At 61.7% G+C, this 18,501-nt stretch carries 18 protein-coding genes; 10 read left to right on the forward strand and 8 right to left on the reverse strand.

Going from position 1 to position 18,501, the window contains the following annotated elements:
• Window positions 1-109 precede the first annotated feature (109 nt).
• Complete coding sequence (locus tag AC1RCO_RS18490) at window positions 110-2,059, forward strand: LTA synthase family protein (RefSeq protein WP_492617932.1); 1,950 nt, start codon at window positions 110-112, stop codon at window positions 2,057-2,059.
• Between the two features lie 149 nt (window positions 2,060-2,208).
• Here the strand turns inward: AC1RCO_RS18490 and groL are convergent, their stop codons facing one another.
• From groL to AC1RCO_RS18510, 4 genes are all read right to left on the reverse strand, one after another.
• Window positions 2,209-3,852 carry a chaperonin GroEL gene (gene groL / locus AC1RCO_RS18495; RefSeq protein WP_011063092.1) on the reverse strand — a complete coding sequence of 548 codons (1,644 nt, stop codon included), beginning with the start codon at window positions 3,850-3,852 and terminating at the stop codon, window positions 2,209-2,211.
• 49 nt (window positions 3,853-3,901) lie between these two features.
• Window positions 3,902-4,195 (reverse strand): co-chaperone GroES, encoded by a 294-nt coding sequence (locus AC1RCO_RS18500; protein ID WP_011063093.1) that lies wholly within the window; start codon window positions 4,193-4,195, stop codon window positions 3,902-3,904.
• A gap of 252 nt (window positions 4,196-4,447) precedes the next feature.
• Window positions 4,448-4,924 carry an FxsA family protein gene (locus AC1RCO_RS18505; RefSeq protein WP_011063094.1) on the reverse strand — a complete coding sequence of 159 codons (477 nt, stop codon included), beginning with the start codon at window positions 4,922-4,924 and terminating at the stop codon, window positions 4,448-4,450.
• A gap of 66 nt (window positions 4,925-4,990) precedes the next feature.
• Window positions 4,991-5,722, reverse strand: coding sequence for a HugZ family pyridoxamine 5'-phosphate oxidase (locus AC1RCO_RS18510; RefSeq protein WP_015636806.1), 732 nt, complete (start codon window positions 5,720-5,722; stop codon window positions 4,991-4,993).
• A 164-nt stretch (window positions 5,723-5,886) separates the two neighbouring features.
• Here AC1RCO_RS18510 and AC1RCO_RS18515 point away from each other — a divergent pair, with 164 nt between their 5' ends.
• Window positions 5,887-6,645: an SDR family oxidoreductase gene (locus AC1RCO_RS18515; protein WP_011063096.1), complete on the forward strand. Its 759-nt coding sequence runs from the start codon at window positions 5,887-5,889 to the stop codon at window positions 6,643-6,645.
• A 101-nt stretch (window positions 6,646-6,746) separates the two neighbouring features.
• Here the strand turns inward: AC1RCO_RS18515 and apbC are convergent, their stop codons facing one another.
• Complete coding sequence (apbC, locus tag AC1RCO_RS18520; protein ID WP_011063097.1) at window positions 6,747-7,841, reverse strand: iron-sulfur cluster carrier protein ApbC; 1,095 nt, start codon at window positions 7,839-7,841, stop codon at window positions 6,747-6,749.
• Window positions 7,842-8,003: 162 nt separating this feature from the next.
• Between apbC and metG the strand changes: the two genes are divergently transcribed.
• The 8 genes from metG to AC1RCO_RS18560 all read left to right on the forward strand — a co-directional run bounded on the left by metG (window position 8,004) and on the right by AC1RCO_RS18560 (window position 15,072).
• Window positions 8,004-10,049: a methionine--tRNA ligase gene (gene metG / locus AC1RCO_RS18525; RefSeq protein WP_492617933.1), complete on the forward strand. Its 2,046-nt coding sequence runs from the start codon at window positions 8,004-8,006 to the stop codon at window positions 10,047-10,049.
• Between the two features lie 130 nt (window positions 10,050-10,179).
• Window positions 10,180-10,761, forward strand: a complete 582-nt coding sequence (locus tag AC1RCO_RS18530; RefSeq protein ID WP_346624796.1) for an Rnf-Nqr domain containing protein — start codon at window positions 10,180-10,182, stop codon at window positions 10,759-10,761.
• Complete coding sequence (locus AC1RCO_RS18535; protein ID WP_401334894.1) at window positions 10,758-11,963, forward strand: RnfABCDGE type electron transport complex subunit B; 1,206 nt, start codon at window positions 10,758-10,760, stop codon at window positions 11,961-11,963. The genes AC1RCO_RS18530 and AC1RCO_RS18535 overlap by 4 nt, the downstream gene beginning before the upstream one ends.
• Window positions 11,950-12,942 (forward strand): RnfABCDGE type electron transport complex subunit D, encoded by a 993-nt coding sequence (locus AC1RCO_RS18540; RefSeq protein ID WP_065365281.1) that lies wholly within the window; start codon window positions 11,950-11,952, stop codon window positions 12,940-12,942. The genes AC1RCO_RS18535 and AC1RCO_RS18540 overlap by 14 nt, the downstream gene beginning before the upstream one ends.
• Entirely contained in the window at window positions 12,939-13,550 is a 612-nt protein-coding gene (locus AC1RCO_RS18545) for an RnfABCDGE type electron transport complex subunit G (protein WP_125062121.1), read from the forward strand. Before AC1RCO_RS18540 ends, AC1RCO_RS18545 begins: the two co-directional genes overlap by 4 nt.
• Entirely contained in the window at window positions 13,543-14,139 is a 597-nt protein-coding gene (locus AC1RCO_RS18550) for an Rnf-Nqr domain containing protein (protein WP_346624750.1), read from the forward strand. The genes AC1RCO_RS18545 and AC1RCO_RS18550 overlap by 8 nt, the downstream gene beginning before the upstream one ends.
• Before the next feature lie 7 nt (window positions 14,140-14,146).
• The gene (gene nth / locus AC1RCO_RS18555; protein ID WP_015636814.1) at window positions 14,147-14,785 is read left to right on the forward strand and encodes an endonuclease III; all 639 of its coding nucleotides are present in this window, start codon (window positions 14,147-14,149) and stop codon (window positions 14,783-14,785) included.
• 107 nt (window positions 14,786-14,892) lie between these two features.
• Entirely contained in the window at window positions 14,893-15,072 is a 180-nt protein-coding gene (locus tag AC1RCO_RS18560; protein WP_011063105.1) for a PA3496 family putative envelope integrity protein, read from the forward strand.
• Window positions 15,073-15,219: 147 nt separating this feature from the next.
• Here AC1RCO_RS18560 and AC1RCO_RS18565 read toward each other — a convergent pair whose 3' ends face one another.
• From AC1RCO_RS18565 to AC1RCO_RS18575, 3 genes are all read right to left on the reverse strand, one after another.
• The gene (locus AC1RCO_RS18565; protein WP_011063106.1) at window positions 15,220-15,846 is read right to left on the reverse strand and encodes a response regulator transcription factor; all 627 of its coding nucleotides are present in this window, start codon (window positions 15,844-15,846) and stop codon (window positions 15,220-15,222) included.
• 386 nt (window positions 15,847-16,232) lie between these two features.
• Window positions 16,233-17,450, reverse strand: a complete 1,218-nt coding sequence (locus AC1RCO_RS18570; RefSeq protein WP_011063107.1) for an argininosuccinate synthase — start codon at window positions 17,448-17,450, stop codon at window positions 16,233-16,235.
• A 129-nt stretch (window positions 17,451-17,579) separates the two neighbouring features.
• Window positions 17,580-18,494: a flagellar protein MotY gene (locus tag AC1RCO_RS18575; protein ID WP_011063108.1), complete on the reverse strand. Its 915-nt coding sequence runs from the start codon at window positions 18,492-18,494 to the stop codon at window positions 17,580-17,582.
• Between the last annotated feature and the right edge of the window lie 7 nt (window positions 18,495-18,501).

Genomic DNA, 18,501 nt, shown 5'->3' on the forward strand with positions numbered 1-18,501 from the left:
GAGTTTTCCCGAGCCTGGGGGCTTAACAATATTTTCACCAGCGGTTCACAAGCTGACTACAGGGACAACCTCAGACTGCGGGCCATTTGCCCCCAAGGAACACCCTCTGATGGATCTTCTCAAGACAGCTCCGGCGCGTTTCGTGCTGCTGCTGACCAGCACCTGGCTGGCGATTTTCCTGCTGACCCGCGGCATTTTGCTGCTCACCCACCTCGACGAAGCCGGTAGCGGCTGGCTGCCGCTATTTGGCGTCGGCCTGCTCTACGACCTGGGTTTCCTGGCCTATGCCGCCCTGCCCCTGGGCCTGTACCTGGTGCTCTGCCCACCCGCCCTGTGGCGTCGGCGCGGCCACCGCTGGCTGTTGCAGGGCCTGTTCAGTCTGAGCCTGTTCGCCATGCTGTTCACGGCCGTGGCGGAGTGGCTGTTCTGGGATGAATTCGGCGTGCGCTTCAACTTCATCGCCGTCGATTACCTGGTGTACTCCGACGAGGTCCTCAACAACATTCTCGAGTCCTACCCGATCGGCCTGTACATGAGCCTGTTGGCCCTGGCGGCAATCGCCCTGAGCCTGGCCCTGCGCAAGCCCCTGAAGGCTGCGCTGGATGCGCCCTTGCCGCCTCTGCGTGGCCGCCTGCTCAGTGCCCTCGGCCTGCTGCTGGTGGTCGGCGCCAGCCTGCAACTGCTCAGCCAGGACAGCCCGCGCAGCCAGGGCGGCAACGCCTATCAGAACGAACTGGCGAGCAACGGCCCCTATCAGTTCTTTGCCGCCTTTCGTAACAACGAGCTGGACTACCAGCAGTTCTATCGCAGCCTGCCCGCCGATGTGGTGGCCCGCCAGATGCGCGCCGAACTGAATGAACCCAATGCCCGCTTCATCGGCAAGGACCCGCTGGATATCCGGCGCGCCATCGACAACCCGGGGGCTCCACGCACCCCCAACATCGTCCTGGTGACCATAGAAAGCTTCAGCGCCAAATACATGGGCAGCAACGGCGACGACCGCAACCTGACCCCGAACCTGGATGCGTTGCGCGCACAGAGCCTGTACTTCAACAACTTCTACGCCACCGGCACCCGCACCGACCGCGGCCTGGAAGCCATCACCCTGGCGATTCCCCCCACCCCGGGGCGCTCCATCGTCAAGCGCATCGGTCGTGAAAGTGGTTTCGCCAGCCTTGGCCAGCAACTGCGGTCCGTGGGTTACGACAGTGTGTTTGTCTATGGCGGCCGGGGTTACTTCGACAACATGAATGCCTTCTTCAGCGGCAACGGCTACCGCGTGGTGGACCAGAGCAGCGTCGAGGAGTCCGAGATCCACTTCAAGAACGCCTGGGGCATGGCCGACGAAGACCTTTACACCCAGACCCTGAAGCTGGCGGATGCCGACTACGCACAGCAGCGGCCCTTCCTGTTGCAACTGATGACCACCTCCAACCATCGCCCCTACACCTATCCCGATGGCCGGATCGACATCAAGTCCGGCAAGGGCCGGGACGGCGCGGTCAAATACACCGACTACGCCATTGGCGAGTTCCTCAAGGCAGCCCGCCAGAAGCCCTGGTTCGACAACACCATTTTCGTGTTTGTCGCCGACCACACCGCAGGCAGCGCGGGCAAGGAAGACCTGCCCATCAGCAACTATCAGATTCCGTTGTTCATCTATGCGCCCAAGCTGATTCCGGCGCGGGAAAATGCACAGCTGGCCAGCCAGATCGACCTGGCGCCAACCCTGCTGGGCCTGTTGAACCTGGACTACGAGTCGACCTTCTTCGGACGCAACCTGCTGCAGGACAACCCCCTGCCTCCCCGGGTGCTGGTGGGCAACTATCAGCACCTGGGCCTGTTCGACGGCCAGGACCTGGCGATTCTCAGCCCGCGCCAGGGGTTGCGCCGGCATGACCAGGCCCTGGGCGCCAGCCAGGAATCCCGGGTAGCGGACAGCGATCCGTTGATCCAGCGCGGCATCAGCTACTACCAGAGCGCCAGTTATGGCTTCAAGCAGCAATTGCTGGGCTGGAAGGCGCCCAAGGCCTCGGCCGCCGAGCTGAGCCAGCGCTGAGGCCTTTCGCGGGCAAGCCCGCTCCTACACCAGTTGCATCGCTGTAGGAGCGGGCTTGCCCGCGAAGGAGCTGTCCCCATATCCCAGGCATAAAAAAGCCCCGCCGGCTTTCACCGGCGGGGCTTTTTCAGTACAGGGGTAAGGCTGGCTTACATCATGCCGCCCATGCCACCCATGCCGCCCATGTCTGGCATGCCGCCAGCTGCAGGCTTGTCTTCCACGATTTCAGCAACAGCGGCTTCGGTGGTCAGGATCAGACCGCCGATGGACGAAGCTGCTTGCAGCGCGGAACGGGTTACCTTGGTTGGATCCAGGATGCCCATTTCGATCATGTCGCCGTATTCGCTGGTAGCAGCGTTGTAGCCGAAGTTGCCGGCACCCTGCTTGACCTTGTCCACGACAACGCTTGGCTCGTCACCGGAGTTGGCAACGATCTGGCGCAGTGGAGCTTCGATAGCGCGACGCAGTACAGCGATACCCACGTCCTGGTCGGCGTTGTCGCCTTTCAGGTCGTTGATGCCTTGCAGAGCACGGATCAGGGCTACGCCACCGCCAGGTACCACGCCTTCTTCAACGGCTGCACGGGTAGCGTGCAGGGCGTCTTCAACGCGGGCCTTCTTCTCTTTCATTTCAACTTCGGAGCCAGCGCCAACCTTGATCACTGCAACGCCGCCGGACAGCTTGGCCAGACGCTCTTGCAGTTTTTCACGGTCGTAGTCGGACGAAGTGTCGGCGACTTGCTGACGGATCTGAGTCACACGAGCCTGGATGTCCGCTTCAACGCCAGCACCGTCGATGATGGTGGTGTTTTCTTTGGACAGGATCACTCGCTTGGCGTTACCCAGGTGCTCCAGGGTGGTGCTTTCCAGGCTCAGGCCGATCTCTTCGGAGATGACGGTACCGCCGGTCAGAACGGCGATGTCCTGCAGCATGGCCTTGCGACGGTCGCCGAAGCCAGGTGCCTTGACGGCAGCGACTTTGACGATGCCACGCATGTTGTTCACAACCAGAGTCGCCAGGGCTTCGCCTTCAACGTCTTCAGCCACGATCAGCAGTGGGCGGCCGGCTTTGGCAACGGCTTCCAGCACTGGCAGCATTTCGCGGATGTTGGAGATCTTCTTGTCCACCAGCAGGATCAGCGGGCCGTCGAGTTCGGCGACCATGGTGTCCGGCTTGTTGATGAAGTAAGGGGACAGGTAGCCGCGGTCGAATTGCATGCCTTCTACGACAGACAGTTCGTTTTCCAGGCCCGAGCCTTCTTCAACGGTGATCACGCCTTCTTTACCGACTTTTTCCATGGCTTCGGCAATGATGTCGCCGATGGAGTTGTCGGAGTTGGCGGAGATGGTGCCGACCTGAGCGATGGCTTTGGAGTCAGCGCATGGCTTGGACAGACCCTTCAGTTCTTTGACGATGGCGATGGTCGCCTTGTCGATACCGCGTTTCAGGTCCATCGGGTTCATGCCGGCAGCGACGGCTTTCAGGCCTTCGTTGACGATCGACTGAGCCAGAACGGTAGCGGTGGTGGTGCCGTCGCCAGCGTCATCGTTGGCACGGGAGGCAACGTCTTTGACCAGCTGCGCGCCCATGTTTTCGAAGCGATCTTTCAGCTCGATTTCTTTGGCAACGGAAACGCCGTCCTTGGTGATGGTCGGAGCGCCGAAGCTCTTCTCGATGATCACGTTACGGCCTTTCGGGCCCAGGGTCGCTTTTACTGCGTCAGCCAGAACGTTGACACCAGTGAGCATTTTCTTGCGGGCGGAATCGCCGAATTTAACTTCTTTAGCAGCCATGATCGATATTCCTTAAATACTGTGTAGTAGCGGGAAAATACGCGGGAAATCAGCCTTCGATAACAGCGAGAATCTCGTTCTCGGCCATTACCAGCAGATCTTCGCCATCGACTTTCACGGTGTTGCTGCCGGAGTACGGGCCAAACACCACTTTGTCACCCACTTTCACGGCCAGCGCACGTACTTCACCGTTGTCCAGCACACGGCCGGTACCTACAGCGACGATTTCGCCACGGTTAGGTTTTTCAGCAGCCGAACCAGGCAGAACGATACCGCCGGCAGTTTTCGATTCTTCTTCGCTGCGACGGATGACGACGCGGTCATGCAGAGGACGAAGCTTCATTGTCGATCTCTCCTAATTGTGGTTTTCAACGGCCGGTGTCGATACCGGCGGGTTAGCAAATCCGGCTTTGCCGGGTGCGGCTCGACAAGCGAGCCGCGGAAGTCTGTCTGGTGTCAGCACCAGAAACCTTGCGGTGACCGTTACATAAGGGCGCATAAGGTTATTACAAGGGCTGGCCGATGAAATTTTTTACATCGCTGGCGCCAAAACGAACACGGCACCCGAAGGTGCCGTGAGACGTGAGCTTCTGACTCAGGAGTCGCGGTGCTCGAATTCGCCTTCGATCACGTTGGGCTCGCGGCCCAGCGGCTGCTGGGGCGCAGGGCCGCCACGGGCGGCACGCATGTCGTCGGCAAAGGCGCGCTGGCGCAGGGCCTGCTCCTCGGCACGCTGGCGCATTTTATTGGCCAGCAGGCGACGGCTGATCGGCAACAGCATCAGCAGGCCGAACACATCGCTGATGAAACCCGGCAGGATCAGCAAACCACCACCCAGGGCCAGCATCAGGCCCTCGAGCATTTGCTGGGCCGGCAGCTCACCGCGATTGAGGCTTTCACGGGCACGCAGTGCCGTGGCCAGACCGGCCACGCGCAACACCAGCACACCGAGCATCGAACCGAGAATGATCAGCAGCAGCGCCGGGAAAAACCCGATGGCCGCGCTGACCTTGACGAAGACGAACAGCTCGAGCACCGGGAAAAGTAAAAAGAGCAACAGAAAAGGGCGCATCAAATGGTTTCCTCTGCGGAAGAATGCCTTCCAGTAGACCGTAAATGACGTCGCCAATTCGTGAATTCAAGCACCCAGGGGCGGATTTTTCGGCCATTGATCAGCTCGGGCCAGGAAAACCAGGGCCTCGCGTACTTGTGTCGGCGTATTGCAAGGCGCCTGGAAGGGCAGCCAATACAACGCCTGGCCGATGCGCAGGTGCATGCCTTCGGTATCGATCCCGGCCATCTGCGCCGGCGCGTTGTCCGGCAACCCGGTCAACTGGACATAGTGGGCAATGGCCTTGGCATGGTCGCTGTTCATGTGTTCCACCATGCTCAGCTCGGCCTTTCCGGCGAAGGGGTTGGCCAGGGTCAGTTGGTCGACCCAGTGGATCGCCCCGAAGCCGCCGATGTAGCGGTGGCGTACCGGCTTGAGCACCCAGAAATCGAAGTCATGGGCCTTGTGGTAGTTCTGCGACTCGGGAAAGTAACGGTAGTAACGCTCGGCTGCGGCTTCGATGGCGGCCTCGTCCTCGAGCTTCTCAGCCTCGGCCAGGTAGGTCAGGCGACCGACTGCCTGCACGTCATCGGCATCGCGCTCACCCACCAGCAGCGAGCACTTGGGATCCTTCTGCAGGTTGTGGGTGTGCTGGGCGATACGGCTGATCAGGATCAGCGGCCGGCCCTCGGCGTCCAGGCAATAGGGCACCACGGACCCGAAGGGAAATCCCGGCATGGCCTTGGAGTGAGTGGACAGCACCCCACGATATTCCTTGAGCAGCAGTTCTCGTGCATTCTTGGCAGCTTCAACGCTCACTTTATGACTCCTTATGTAGAATCCGTCGAAAACGGACGGGCGCCTGGAGCATTGTTCCAGCTACGCCAACAGGGCAATTCTCATCTGCAGCCAGGCCAGGTCCGGCCGCCGAGCGAGGGTTCCCGAAAAGGACTCCCCTCAAGACCAGCTAGCGGGACATGCGAATGCAACTCACTGACAAAGTAATCATTATCACCGGCGGTTGCCAAGGTCTGGGCCGCTCCATGGCCGAGTATTTCGCAGCCAGGGGCGCGCGGCTGGCGTTGGTCGATCTGAACCAGGAAAAGCTCGACCAGGCTGTCGCGGCGTGCAAGACCCACGGCGTCGAAGCCCGTGCCTATCTGTGCAACGTCGCCGATGAAGAGCAGGTGAACCACATGGTGGCCCAGGTGGCCGAGGACTTTGGCGCCATCCACGGCCTGATCAACAACGCCGGGATCCTGCGCGACGGCCTGCTGGTCAAGGTCAAGGACGGCCAGATGACCAAGATGAGCCTGGCCCAGTGGCAGGCGGTGATCGACGTCAACCTGACCGGGGTCTTCCTCTGTACCCGGGAAGTGGCGGCGAAGATGATCGAGCTCGGAAACAACGGCGCGATCATCAACATTTCTTCGATCTCCCGCGCCGGCAATATCGGCCAGACCAACTATTCCGCAGCCAAGGCCGGGGTCGCGGCAGCCACGGTCACCTGGGCCAAGGAGCTCGCGCGTTACGGTATCCGCGTGGCGGGCATCGCCCCGGGCTTTATCGAAACCGAAATGACCCTGGGCATGAAGCCCGAGGCCCTGGAAAAGATGACTGCCGGTATTCCCCTCAAGCGCATGGGCAAGCCGGAAGAGATCGCCCACTCGGCGGCCTATATCTTCGAGAACGACTACTACACCGGGCGCATCCTGGAAATGGACGGCGGCCTGCGGGTCTGATCCTGCCGCCGCAACGGTAGGAGCCGGCTTGCCGGCGAAAGCGATCTTGAGGACGCCTTCGCCGGCAAGCCGGCTCCTACATGACTCACCCGCCTGGGGCTTCAGTCGTCGCTGATGGTGATGTTGGGCATCGCCGGGGCGGCCGCTTCTTGCAAGACAATGCGCGCGCCCACATGCCGCGCCAACTCCTGGTAGACCATGGCGATCTGGCTTTCCGGCTCGGCGATCACCGTCGGCTTGCCGCCGTCGGCCTGCTCGCGGATCAGCATCGACAACGGTAGCGAGGCCAGCAGCTCGACGTCGTACTGGCTGGCCAGCTTCTCGCCGCCGCCTTCGCCAAACAGGTGCTCGGCATGGCCGCAGTTGGAGCAGATGTGCACCGCCATGTTCTCCACCACGCCCAGCACCGGGATATTGACCTTGCGGAACATCTCCACGCCCTTGCGCGCATCCAGCAGAGCCAGGTCCTGGGGCGTGGTGACGATCACCGCACCGGCCACCGGAACTTTCTGCGCCAGGGTCAGCTGGATGTCGCCGGTGCCTGGCGGCATGTCGATCACCAGGTAGTCCAGGTTGCCCCAGTCGGTCTGGGTCACCAGTTGCAGCAAAGCCCCGGAGACCATAGGACCGCGCCAGACCATCGGCGTGTTGTCATCGGTGAGGAAGGCCATGGACATGACCTCCACGCCGTGGGACTCGATCGGCACGAACCACTTCTGGTCCTTGATCTTCGGACGGGTGCCTTCGGCGATGCCGAACATGATGCCCTGGCTCGGGCCATAGATGTCGGCGTCGAGAATCCCCACCTTGGCGCCTTCGCGGGCCAGGGCCAGGGCCAGGTTGGCCGCGGTGGTGGACTTGCCCACACCGCCCTTGCCGGAAGCCACCGCCACCACGTTCTTGACGTTGGCCAGGCCCGGGATCTGCGCCTGGGCCTTGTGCGCGGCAATGACGCTGCTGATCTCGACCTTGGCCGAGCTCACGCCGTCCAGGCCCTCGATGGCCAGTTGCAGCATCTGCGCCCAGCCACTCTTGAACAGGCCGGCGGCATAACCCAGTTCCATGCGGACCGTGACCCGGTCGCCCTGGACCTCGATGTCCCGCACGCAGCCGGCGCTGACCGGGTCCTGGTTCAGGTAAGGGTCGGTGTATTGACGAAGGACGGCTTCCACCGCTGCGCGATTGACGGCGCTCATGGGCAACTCCGATAACAAGACAGGAAAATCAGCCGGCTATCCTACGCCGCCGACTCCTTCGTGGCGAGAAAGCTTGCTGCGCACAATGTGCCTGGAAGGGTGAAAATTCCGCTCCGGCGCTTTATAGTGGCCGACCTCCGTTTCATCAAGTAGCCGAGCCCCATGTCCGAGCCACGCAAGATCCTCGTCACCAGCGCCCTGCCCTATGCCAATGGTTCCATCCACCTTGGCCACATGCTTGAGTACATCCAGACCGACATGTGGGTGCGCTTCCAGAAGCTACGCGGCAACCAATGCATCTATGTCTGCGCGGACGACGCACACGGCTCGGCCATCATGTTGCGCGCGGAGAAGGAAGGCATCACCCCGGAGCAGTTGATCGCCAACGTGCAGGCTGAACACTGCGCCGACTTTGCCGAGTTCCTGGTGGATTTCGACAACTTCCACTCCACTCACGCCGAAGAAAACCGTGAGCTGTCGAGCCAGATCTACCTCAAGCTGCGGGACGCCGGGCACATCGCCACGCGCTCCATCACCCAGTATTTCGACCCAGAAAAGAAAATGTTCCTGGCCGACCGCTTCATCAAGGGCACCTGCCCGAAATGCGGCACCGAGGACCAGTACGGCGACAACTGCGAAAAATGCGGTGCCACCTATGCCCCGACCGACCTGAAGGATCCTAAGTCGGCGATCTCCGGCGCCACTCCGGTGCTCAAGGACTCCCAGCACTTCTTCTTCAAGCTGCCGGACTTCCAGCAGATGCTGCAGAGCTGGACCCGCAGCGGCACCCTGCAGGACGCCGTGGCCAACAAGATCGCCGAGTGGCTGGACGCCGGCCTGCAGCAGTGGGACATCTCCCGCGATGCACCGTACTTCGGCTTCGAGATCCCGGATGAGCCGGGCAAGTACTTCTATGTGTGGCTGGACGCGCCGATCGGCTACATGGCCAGCTTCAAGAACCTCTGCAGCCGTCGTCCGGAACTGGATTTCGACGCCTTCTGGGGCAAGGGCTCCACCGCCGAGCTGTATCACTTCATCGGCAAGGACATCGTCAACTTCCACGCCCTGTTCTGGCCCGCCATGCTCGAAGGCGCCGGCTATCGCAAGCCGACCGGCATCAACGTCCACGGCTACCTGACGGTCAATGGCCAGAAGATGTCCAAGTCCCGTGGCACCTTCATCAAGGCCCGCACCTACCTGGAGCACCTGTCACCGGAATACCTGCGCTACTACTACGCGTCCAAGCTGGGCCGTGGTGTCGACGACCTGGACCTGAACCTCGAAGACTTCGTGCAGAAGGTCAACTCCGACCTGGTGGGCAAGGTGGTGAACATCGCCAGCCGTTGCGCCGGCTTCATCCACAAGGGCAATGCCGGGGTGATGGTGGACAGCAATGCCGCCCCCGAGCTGACCGAGGCTTTCCTGGCCGCGGCGCCAAGCATCGCCGACGCCTATGAAGCCCGTGACTTCGCCCGTGCCATGCGCGAGATCATGGGCCTGGCCGACCGCGCCAACGCCTGGATCGCCGACAAGGCTCCATGGTCGCTGAACAAGCAGGAAGGCAAGCAGGATGAAGTCCAGGCCATCTGCGCCACTGGCATCAACCTGTTCCGCCAGTTGGTGATCTTCCTCAAACCGGTGCTGCCACTGCTGGCTGCCGATGCCGAGGCCTTCCTCAACGTGGCCCCGCTGACCTGGAACGACCACCAGCAACTGCTGGCCAACCATCAGCTCAACGAATTCAAGCCGCTGATGACGCGGATCGACCCGGTAAAAGTGCAAGCCATGACCGATGCCTCCAAGGAAGACTTGGCCGCCAGCCAGACCGACACCGGTGGCCCTAAAGGCAACGGTGAACTGGTGAAGGACCCGCTGTCCGCGGAAATCGACTTCGATGCCTTTGCCGCCATCGACCTGCGTGTCGCCCTGATCGTCAAGGCCGAAGCCGTGGAAGGTGCCGACAAGCTGCTGCGCCTGACCCTGGATATCGGCGACGAACAGCGCAACGTGTTCTCCGGCATCAAGAGCGCCTACCCTGATCCGTCCAAGCTCGATGGCCGCCTGACCATGATGATCGCCAACCTCAAGCCACGGAAAATGAAGTTCGGCATCTCCGAAGGCATGGTGATGGCTGCCGGCCCTGGCGGTGAAGAAATCTACCTGCTGAGCCCGGACAGCGGCGCCAAGCCCGGCCAGCGGATCAAGTAAGGCTGCAGGCTGGACCCCATCCCCCCGTTGCGCCCGGCGCAGCGGGGGGATTTGCATATCTGGCGGGCCCTGCGCCGACGCTGGAGTTTGCCTACTCTTGAAGGACAGCCTGCCCGTACCGGCCCCGACCATGACCGACTTCCTCCTCGCCCTTGTCAGCACTGCCCTGATCAACAACTTCGTGTTGCAGTGGCCGCTGGGCGTCGACCCGCTGCTGCAGGCCCCAGCCGATGGCGCTCGGCTTCGGATCCATGCGCTGGGCCTAGCAACAACGGTCTTGATGCTGGTCAGTTGCGTACTCGGCCATGTTCTCTATCGTGGTGTGCTGGTGCCCTCGGGGCTGCAGTCCTTGCAGCTGTTTGCCTGGCTGTCCCTGAGTGTGCTGCTGATCGGGCCGGCGCTACACTGGCTGCCCCGGGCCATGCCCGGCTTGCCATTCGATGGCCTCTGGCCCTTGTTGCTGGCCAATGCCGGGATGCTCGGCCTGCTGTTGATCGCCAGCGGGGAAAACCTCGGGCTGGCGACCCTCGGCGCCATGAGCCTGGGTGCCGGGCTGGGCTTCTGGTTGGTACTGAGCCTGTTCAATGACCTGCGCCAGCGTATTTCCACCAACGATATTCCCCTGCCCTGGCAAGGCCTGCCGATCGACCTGATCAGCGCCGGCCTGCTGGCAGTGGCGTTTTTCGGCTTCAACGGACTGCTCAAGACATGAGTCTGATTCAACGCATCGACGCCCTTCTGCCCCAGACCCAATGCGGCAAGTGCGGCCACGCCGGATGCAAACCCTACGCCCAGGGCATCGCCAGTGGCGAGGCCATCAACAAGTGTCCGCCAGGGGGCCAGGAAACCATCGCCGGCCTGGCACAACTGCTCCAGCTGCCGGTGGTGGAACTGGACCACAGCCGTGGCGAAGCCCCGGCGCAGATCGCCCATATCCGCGAAGCCGAATGCATCGGCTGCACCAAGTGCATCCAGGCCTGCCCGGTGGACGCCATCGTCGGCGCGGCGAAGCTCATGCACAGCGTATTGATCGACGAATGCACCGGCTGCGACCTCTGTGTGGCGCCCTGCCCGGTGGATTGCATCGACATGCTGCCGTTGCCCATGGCCCGAGTGCTGCCCATTGTCGGCGGCCTGGCCAGCAGCCCCGAGCAGTTGCAGGCTCGCGCCGCCAAACGCGATCACGCCCGGCGCCGCTTCGAGCAGCGCAATGATCGCTTGCAGCGCGAAGAGGCCCGGCGCCTGGCCGAACGTCAGGCCAGGGCCCAGCGCGCCACCCAGGCCAGCGACGCCAGCCAAGACCCGGTTCAGTCGGCTATCGAGCGGGTCCGCGCGCAGAAAGCCGCGGCGGCCGATGCCGCCTTGAAAAAGGCCAAGATCGAGCTGGCCATGAGTCGCGCCCAATTGCACAAATCCCTCAAGGCCTTCGGTCATCCGCCGACCTTCGAGCAGCAATCGCAGTTGGTCGTCCTGCAGCGCCAGTTCGAAGTGGCCGAGCAGGCACTGGCCCAACTGGAAACCCAGGCGCCTCCACCGACCGCGCCGGTGGCCCGGGATGCCGACCTCAAGCGAGCCAAGATCCAGTTGGCGATGCGCCGCGCCGAACTGAAAAAGGCCCAGGCCGCAGCAGCCCCCGAAGCCGAACTGCAAACCCTGGCCGCGGCCCTGGCGGTGGCCGAACAGGCGCTGCACGCCGCGGAAGACGCCAGTGGCAAACCGGCACCAGTACTGGAGCGGATCGAGAAACGCCCGATCGCCCCACAACTGCGACAACTGAAGACCGAACTGGCCTACGCCCGAGCCGAACTGAGCAAACTGCAACGCCAGACCGATACCAGCAGCGAACAACTGGCCCAGGCCCAAGCCCGCCTGAGCGAAGCCGAGCGCCAGGTAAACGCCCATGACGTGCCCTGAAACAGTCGACCCGCGCCTGCGCCAGGCCATGCAGCGCGTGCTGCTGGCCACGCTGCCGGGGCTGCTGGTACTGCTGTGGTTGTATGCCTGGGGGCCACTGCTGAATCTACTGCTGGCAGCCAGTGGGGCCCTGGCCATGGAAGCCTTGGTGCTGTTCCTGCGGCGGCGTCCCCTGCAACCTGCCCTCAGCGATGGCAGTGCGCTGGTCAGTGCCACCTTGCTGGCCCTGGCCCTGCCACCCTATTGCCCCTGGTGGCTGCCGCTGAGCGCTGCTGCCAGCGCCGTGCTCTTGGGCAAGCAGGTGTACGGCGGTGTCGGCCAGAACCCCTTTAACCCGGCGATGTTGGGTTATGCACTGGCCCTGCTGTGCTTCCCGCAATCCATGACTCACTGGCCCGCGCCCCATGCCCTGGACCTGCTCGGCGGGCTGCAGCAGGTATTCGGCCTGGGAGGCAACCCGCCCCCGGACGCCTGGGCCCAGGCCACGGCGCTGGACAGCCTGCGGATCAACAAGAGCCTGACCGTCGATGAACTCTTTGCCGGCAACCCCGCCTTCGGTCACTTCGGCGGCCGTGGTGCCGAATGGGTCAACCTCGGATTTCTCGCTGGCGGCCTGTTTCTGCTGCAACAGCGGGTCATCGGCTGGCAGGCGCCCGTGGGCATGCTTGGCAGCCTGCTGCTGATCAGCCTGCTGTGCTGGAACGGCAGCGGCTCCGACTCCCACGGTTCGCCGCTGTTCCACCTGCTCAGCGGCGCCAGCATGCTCGGCGCGTTCTTTATCGTCACCGAGCCGGTATCCGGCCCCAAGGCCGCCAAGGCCCGACTGCTGTTTGGTGTTGGCGTTGGCCTGCTCACTTACCTGATCCGCACCTGGGGTGGCTACCCCGACGGGCTCGCATTCGCCGTGCTGCTGATGAACCTGGCGGTACCGGCCCTGGAGCGCCTGAGCTCCGAAAAACCGGGGGAGCGCCCATCATGAAAGGGGCTCGCAGCCTGTTGCTGCTGATGCTGCTCGGCTCCCTGGGCATCGGTGCCACCCTGTGGCTGCAATATGCCGCCACTCCACGCATAGAAGCCGAACAACGGGCCTTGCAGGCACGCAAGCTGTTGGATGTGCTGCCCGCCGGCAGCTATGACAACCAGCCCCTGGACCAGCCATTGCCCTTGGCCGATGGGCAACTGAGCAACAGTCGCCTGCTCGATGGCTACCTGGCCACCCGCAATGGCCGGCCCAGCGCCGTGCTGCTGCGCAGCCAGGTCACAGGCTACGCCGGCCCCATCGAGTTGCTGATCGCTATCGACAGCCAGGGGCGCCTGCTGGGCAGCAAGACCCTCCGGCAGGATGAGACTCCGGGGCTGGGAGCACATATCGCCAGCTGGCCCAATGCCTGGCTCCAGGGGTTTTCAGGAAAATCCCGCAATGATCCGGGCGACAGCGCCTGGGCCTTGAAAAAGGACAACGGGCAGTTCGATCAGATTGCCGGCGCCACCATCACTTCCCGTGCGGTGATCAGTGCCTTGCATGATGCCTTGCGCTACTTCGACGAACACCGCGGACAACTGCTCCCTGGAACGCCTCATGAATAAGCCGCTGTCATTGCCGGGGCTGCTGATGCTGCCACCCCTGATCGGGGCTACGGACTCCTGGGTCAAGGCAATCGGCCTGGCCCTGGCCTGGGTATTGCTGATCGGCCTCTACGGCGCCGGCATGCGCTTGCTGCGTCCGCCCATCGAGGCCCGCCACCACTGGCTGGCCAGCCTGCTGCTCAGCGCCAGCCTCGGCAGTTGCCTGTGGCTGGCGCTGCAGGCCTGGAGTTATGAGCTGCACCAGCAATTGAGCCTGTACCTGGGCCTGCTGCCCCTGCAATGCGTGGTACTGGAACAGGCGGGCTTCTTCCAGCACCGCAACCGACTGCGCCTGGCCGGCGCTTTCTGTGTGGCCCTGATCGGCCTGGGTGCCCTGCGCGAGCTGCTGGGCGCTGGTACGCTGGGCAGCCATCTGGGCTGGCTTGTCGGCCAGCCGGATGCAGGCAGCGGCTGGGTCGTGCTGCCACATGGGGGGCTACGCCTGCTGACCGTCGCCCCCGGCGGTTTTATCCTGCTGGGTGCGCTGCTGGCCGCAAAACGAGCCTGGGCTGGCTCCTGGACCTTAAACCGACCGCCTTCGAGGAAATGAATCACCCATGAATGCCGCCAAACGCCTGGAAATCTTTCGCCGGCTACACGAAGACAACCCCGAACCGAAAACCGAGCTGGCCTATTCCTCGCCGTTCGAGCTGCTGATCGCGGTGATTCTCTCGGCGCAATCGACCGACGTCGGAGTCAACAAGGCGACTGCCAGGCTCTTCCCCGTAGCCAACACCCCAGCGGCAATCTACGCCCTGGGTGTCGAAGGCCTGTCCGAATACATCAAGACCATCGGCCTGTACAACAGCAAGGCCAAGAACGTCATCGAGACCTGTCGCCTGCTGGTGGAACGCCATAACAGCGAAGTGCCACAGACCCGGGAAGAGCTGGAGGCTCTGCCCGGAGTGGGCCGCAAGACCGCCAACGTGGTCCTCAACACCGCTTTCCGGCAACTGACCATGGCGGTGGACACCCATATCTTCCGGGTCAGCAACCGAACCGGGCTGGCCCCGGGAAAGAACGTGGTCGAGGTCGAAAAGAAACTCATGAAGTTCGTGCCCAAGGAGTTTCTGCTGGACTCCCATCACTGGCTGATCCTCCACGGCCGCTACGTTTGCCTGGCACGCAAGCCACGCTGTGGCAGCTGTCGAATCGAAGACCTGTGCGAATACAAGCAAAAGACTTCCGACGATTGAGCAAGCATTGATTTTGCCGATAGATCGATTGAAAAAATCTTTTTTACCCGCCAGGAGAATATCGATATAAGGAGCGCCAATGGCAGTCCTAGCCTGGAGTCGACCTTATGAGTACTGGCAAAGAACAACTGGACGTAGAAGACGATTTCGTCGCAGCTGAAACAGATGACGCAGAACCGGTGGTCGAAGTGGCGAAAACCAATCTGAGCAAGCGCCGGACCATCGACAATCTCCTCGAGGAACGGCGCCTGCAAAAACAGTTGGCCGATTACGACTTTGACCTCTAGTCACAAAAGAACCTCCCCATGGAGGTTTTTTTGTACCTGTGCCCAGCCGCAAATCTGGCCGGTCAGCCTCCCCGACTGACCGGCTGCGTCGGCACTCAAGCGAGCCCATCCAGCAACACCGTCTCAATGCGCACGTGCTCTAAAGGCTCATATCAACCGATGCCGTTGAGCGAACTCGATCAGATCAACCAGTGAACGAGCATTGAGCTTGGCCAGCAGCCGGCGCTTGTAGGTGCTGATGGTCTTGTTGCTCAAGCACAATCCCTCGGCAATTTCCTTGTTACTCATGCCGTTGGTGAGTTGTTTCAATACGATCAATTCGCGCCCTGAAAGCAGCTCGATCATCTGCTGCTCACTGCTGATGCCCTGGCTTGAGCGAAAGGTGTGCAAGGCCTCGTTGGGGAAGTAGCTGTATCCCGCCAGCACCGCACGCACGGCACTCAACAGCTCGGTGATGTCCTGCTGCTTGCACACATAACCGGCAGCACCGGCCTGCATGCAGCGCATGGAGAAAGGCCCCGGAACTTGCAGGGTCAATACCAGAATCTTGATCGACATACCTCTGGACATCAGCCGGTTTATAACTTCGAGCCCATCAAGTTGCGGAATTCCAATATCCAGAATCAAGATGTCTGGAACATATTCAAGAGCCAACTTCAATGCATCCGTGCCGTTATCTGCTTCCGCTACTACTTCAAGGCCATGGCGCTCCATCAACATGCGCACAGCCAAACGGACAACAGGGTGATCATCCACGATCAATACTCTTTTCATAGGTCCATCTCAGTCCTGAGAGTTTTTTTAGAGCCCGCACAATACCCCAGAGAATTGACTCTGACACCGTGCTACAGAGGGCTACGACCTTACGAGGACGATCCTTACAAACAATACCGAATTGCCTTACAAAACGACCTAGATAAAAGTGGTTCAATATCCAAACCGCCTAGGATCAATCGTCAAATCAGCTACTTTTCGTACTAATAAAACTCCAACCTACAAGCACTCTCAGTAGCGGTACTTGGTACTTCGCCCATCAAGAAGTGGCTCACCTTGCCCAACAGACATTTGCTGATCTGAATTAGGCCCCGACGCTCACTGCAATTATCCAGGGCAAAAAAAAGCCCCGCTTATCGCGGGGCTTTCTTCAACCACTCAAAGCATCAGACCAGGGTCCGACCCTTGTTCGCGGCAATGCGCATGCGCAGGGCGTTGAGCTTGATGAAGCCAGCTGCGTCCGCCTGGTTGTAGGCACCGCCGTCCTCTTCGAAGGTAGCGATGTTGGCGTCGAACAGCGACTCGTCAGACTTGCGACCGGTCACGATCACGTTGCCCTTGTACAGCTTCAGCCGTACCACGCCATTCACGTGGGCCTGGGAGGCGTCGATCATCTGTTGCAGCATCAGACGCTCAGGGCTCCACCAGTAGCCGGTGTAGATCAGGCTGGCGTACTTGGGCATCAGCTCGTCTTTGAGGTGAGCCACTTCGCGGTCCAGGGTGATGGACTCGATGGCGCGGTGAGCACGCAGCATGATGGTGCCGCCAGGTGTCTCGTAGCAGCCGCGGGACTTCATGCCCACGTAACGGTTCTCGACGATGTCCAGACGACCGATACCGTGTTCGCCACCAATGCGGTTCAGGGTCGCCAGCACGGTGGCCGGGGTCATCTCGACGCCGTCCAGTGCCACGATATCGCCGTTGCGGTAGGTCAGTTCCAGGTATTGCGGGGTATCTGGGGCCTTCTCCGGGGAGACAGTCCAGCGCCACATGTCTTCTTCGTGCTCGGTCCAGGTGTCTTCCAGCACGCCACCTTCATAGGAGATGTGCAGCAGGTTGGCATCCATCGAGTACGGGGATTTCTTCTTGCCGTGACGCTCGATCGGGATCCCATGCTTCTCGGCGTAGTCCATCAGCTTCTCGCGGGACAGCAGGTCCCACTCGCGCCAAGGGGCAATCACCTTCACACCCGGCTTGAGGGCGTAGGCGCCCAGTTCGAAACGCACCTGATCGTTGCCCTTGCCGGTGGCGCCATGGGAAATGGCGTCGGCGCCGGTTTCGTTGGCGATTTCGATCAGGCGCTTGGCGATCAACGGACGAGCGATGGAAGTACCCAGCAGGTACTCGCCTTCGTAGACGGTGTTGGCGCGGAACATCGGGAAGACGAAATCACGCACGAACTCTTCGCGCAGATCGTCGATGTAGATCTCTTTGACGCCCATGGCTTGCGCCTTGGCGCGGGCCGGCTCGACCTCTTCGCCTTGGCCCAGGTCAGCAGTGAAAGTCACTACTTCACAGTTGTAAGTATCCTGCAGCCACTTGAGGATCACCGAAGTGTCCAGGCCGCCCGAATACGCCAGAACGACCTTGTTAACGTCCGCCATGCCATCACTCCACGGGGTTGTACGGAAAGCCGCCAAGTCTACCGATCCACGCGGATAATTTACAGAGGCGCGACAGCTTATGACGACCAAGCGACAGATTATGTCGAGCGAGCGACGACGACAGCCGTATCAGGAAGTCGCCGCTGCGCTGGATCCGGAAGCCGCCTGAGGCGCTGGGGCCGGCTTTTCGGCAGGAGCGACCCGCTCCAGATGCACATTGACCCGCCGGTTCTTCGCCCGGTTGGCCGCATTGGTGTTGGGGGCCAGGGGATAGCGCTCGCCATGGAAGCGCACCACGATCTGGTTTTCCGCCAGGCCATTGGCCTTGAAGAACTCCATGACCGCCAGCGCACGACGGCGCGACAGGTCACGGTTGGTCAGGCGGTTGCCACTGTTATCAGAGTGCCCGTCCAATTCGACATGATTGACCGTGGGGTCGGCCTTGATGAAGTCCACCATCACTTGCAGCTTGGCCTTGGCCCGGGCGTCCAGGTCGATGCCACCCCCGGGGAAACCGATCTCGGCCTGCTTGACCTGTTCATAGTTCATCGGCAACAGCTTGGCCATGCAGCTTTGATAGTCGCCGTAGGCCTTGCTGAACTTCACCGGCAACAGGCGTACCTCGGACACTCCGCCTTCGCGGGAGAAGTGCCGGACCACCGGGCTGCGCCCCTCCAGCAAACCGACGATCAGACGTCCGGCCTGCATCTGGTTGCTGTTGAACAGCACCCCATCGGTACCGGCCTTGACCGCCCCGAGGTTGATGTCGCCACGCCCCGGCTGCCAGGGGGCGGCGGCCGCAAGCAGGGTCGCGGAACCACCGGCCTGCATGGGGTTGAAACTCTTGAGGCGGAAAATCGCCTGCTCGCCGGCGCGACGAACGAATTCGCCGGAACCGAAATCGGTAACCGGTTGGATCAGGCGGCACTCGAACTTGTCACCTTCGACCGTCCACTCAATGCTCTCCAGGCGAGTCTGGAAAGTGAGAGCCATCGCAGGCAGGCTGGCAAACACACTGAGCAAGGCTAGATAACGCTGGCGCACGGGAGGC

The sequence above is a fragment of the Pseudomonas sp. GW823-FHT03E05 genome (assembly GCF_058796855.1).

Coding starts and splice junctions, on each gene's coding strand:
- AC1RCO_RS18490 (WP_492617932.1), top strand. CDS start 110: ATGGATCTTCTCAAGACAGCTCCGGCGCGTTTCGTGCTGCTGCTGACC.
- groL (WP_011063092.1), bottom strand. CDS start 3,852: ATGGCTGCTAAAGAAGTTAAATTCGGCGATTCCGCCCGCAAGAAAATG.
- AC1RCO_RS18500 (WP_011063093.1), bottom strand. CDS start 4,195: ATGAAGCTTCGTCCTCTGCATGACCGCGTCGTCATCCGTCGCAGCGAA.
- AC1RCO_RS18505 (WP_011063094.1), bottom strand. CDS start 4,924: ATGCGCCCTTTTCTGTTGCTCTTTTTACTTTTCCCGGTGCTCGAGCTG.
- AC1RCO_RS18515 (WP_011063096.1), top strand. CDS start 5,887: ATGCAACTCACTGACAAAGTAATCATTATCACCGGCGGTTGCCAAGGT.
- apbC (WP_011063097.1), bottom strand. CDS start 7,841: ATGAGCGCCGTCAATCGCGCAGCGGTGGAAGCCGTCCTTCGTCAATAC.
- metG (WP_492617933.1), top strand. CDS start 8,004: ATGTCCGAGCCACGCAAGATCCTCGTCACCAGCGCCCTGCCCTATGCC.
- AC1RCO_RS18530 (WP_346624796.1), top strand. CDS start 10,180: ATGACCGACTTCCTCCTCGCCCTTGTCAGCACTGCCCTGATCAACAAC.
- AC1RCO_RS18535 (WP_401334894.1), top strand. CDS start 10,758: ATGAGTCTGATTCAACGCATCGACGCCCTTCTGCCCCAGACCCAATGC.
- AC1RCO_RS18540 (WP_065365281.1), top strand. CDS start 11,950: ATGACGTGCCCTGAAACAGTCGACCCGCGCCTGCGCCAGGCCATGCAG.
- AC1RCO_RS18545 (WP_125062121.1), top strand. CDS start 12,939: ATGAAAGGGGCTCGCAGCCTGTTGCTGCTGATGCTGCTCGGCTCCCTG.
- AC1RCO_RS18550 (WP_346624750.1), top strand. CDS start 13,543: ATGAATAAGCCGCTGTCATTGCCGGGGCTGCTGATGCTGCCACCCCTG.
- nth (WP_015636814.1), top strand. CDS start 14,147: ATGAATGCCGCCAAACGCCTGGAAATCTTTCGCCGGCTACACGAAGAC.
- AC1RCO_RS18560 (WP_011063105.1), top strand. CDS start 14,893: ATGAGTACTGGCAAAGAACAACTGGACGTAGAAGACGATTTCGTCGCA.
- AC1RCO_RS18565 (WP_011063106.1), bottom strand. CDS start 15,846: ATGAAAAGAGTATTGATCGTGGATGATCACCCTGTTGTCCGTTTGGCT.
- AC1RCO_RS18570 (WP_011063107.1), bottom strand. CDS start 17,450: ATGGCGGACGTTAACAAGGTCGTTCTGGCGTATTCGGGCGGCCTGGAC.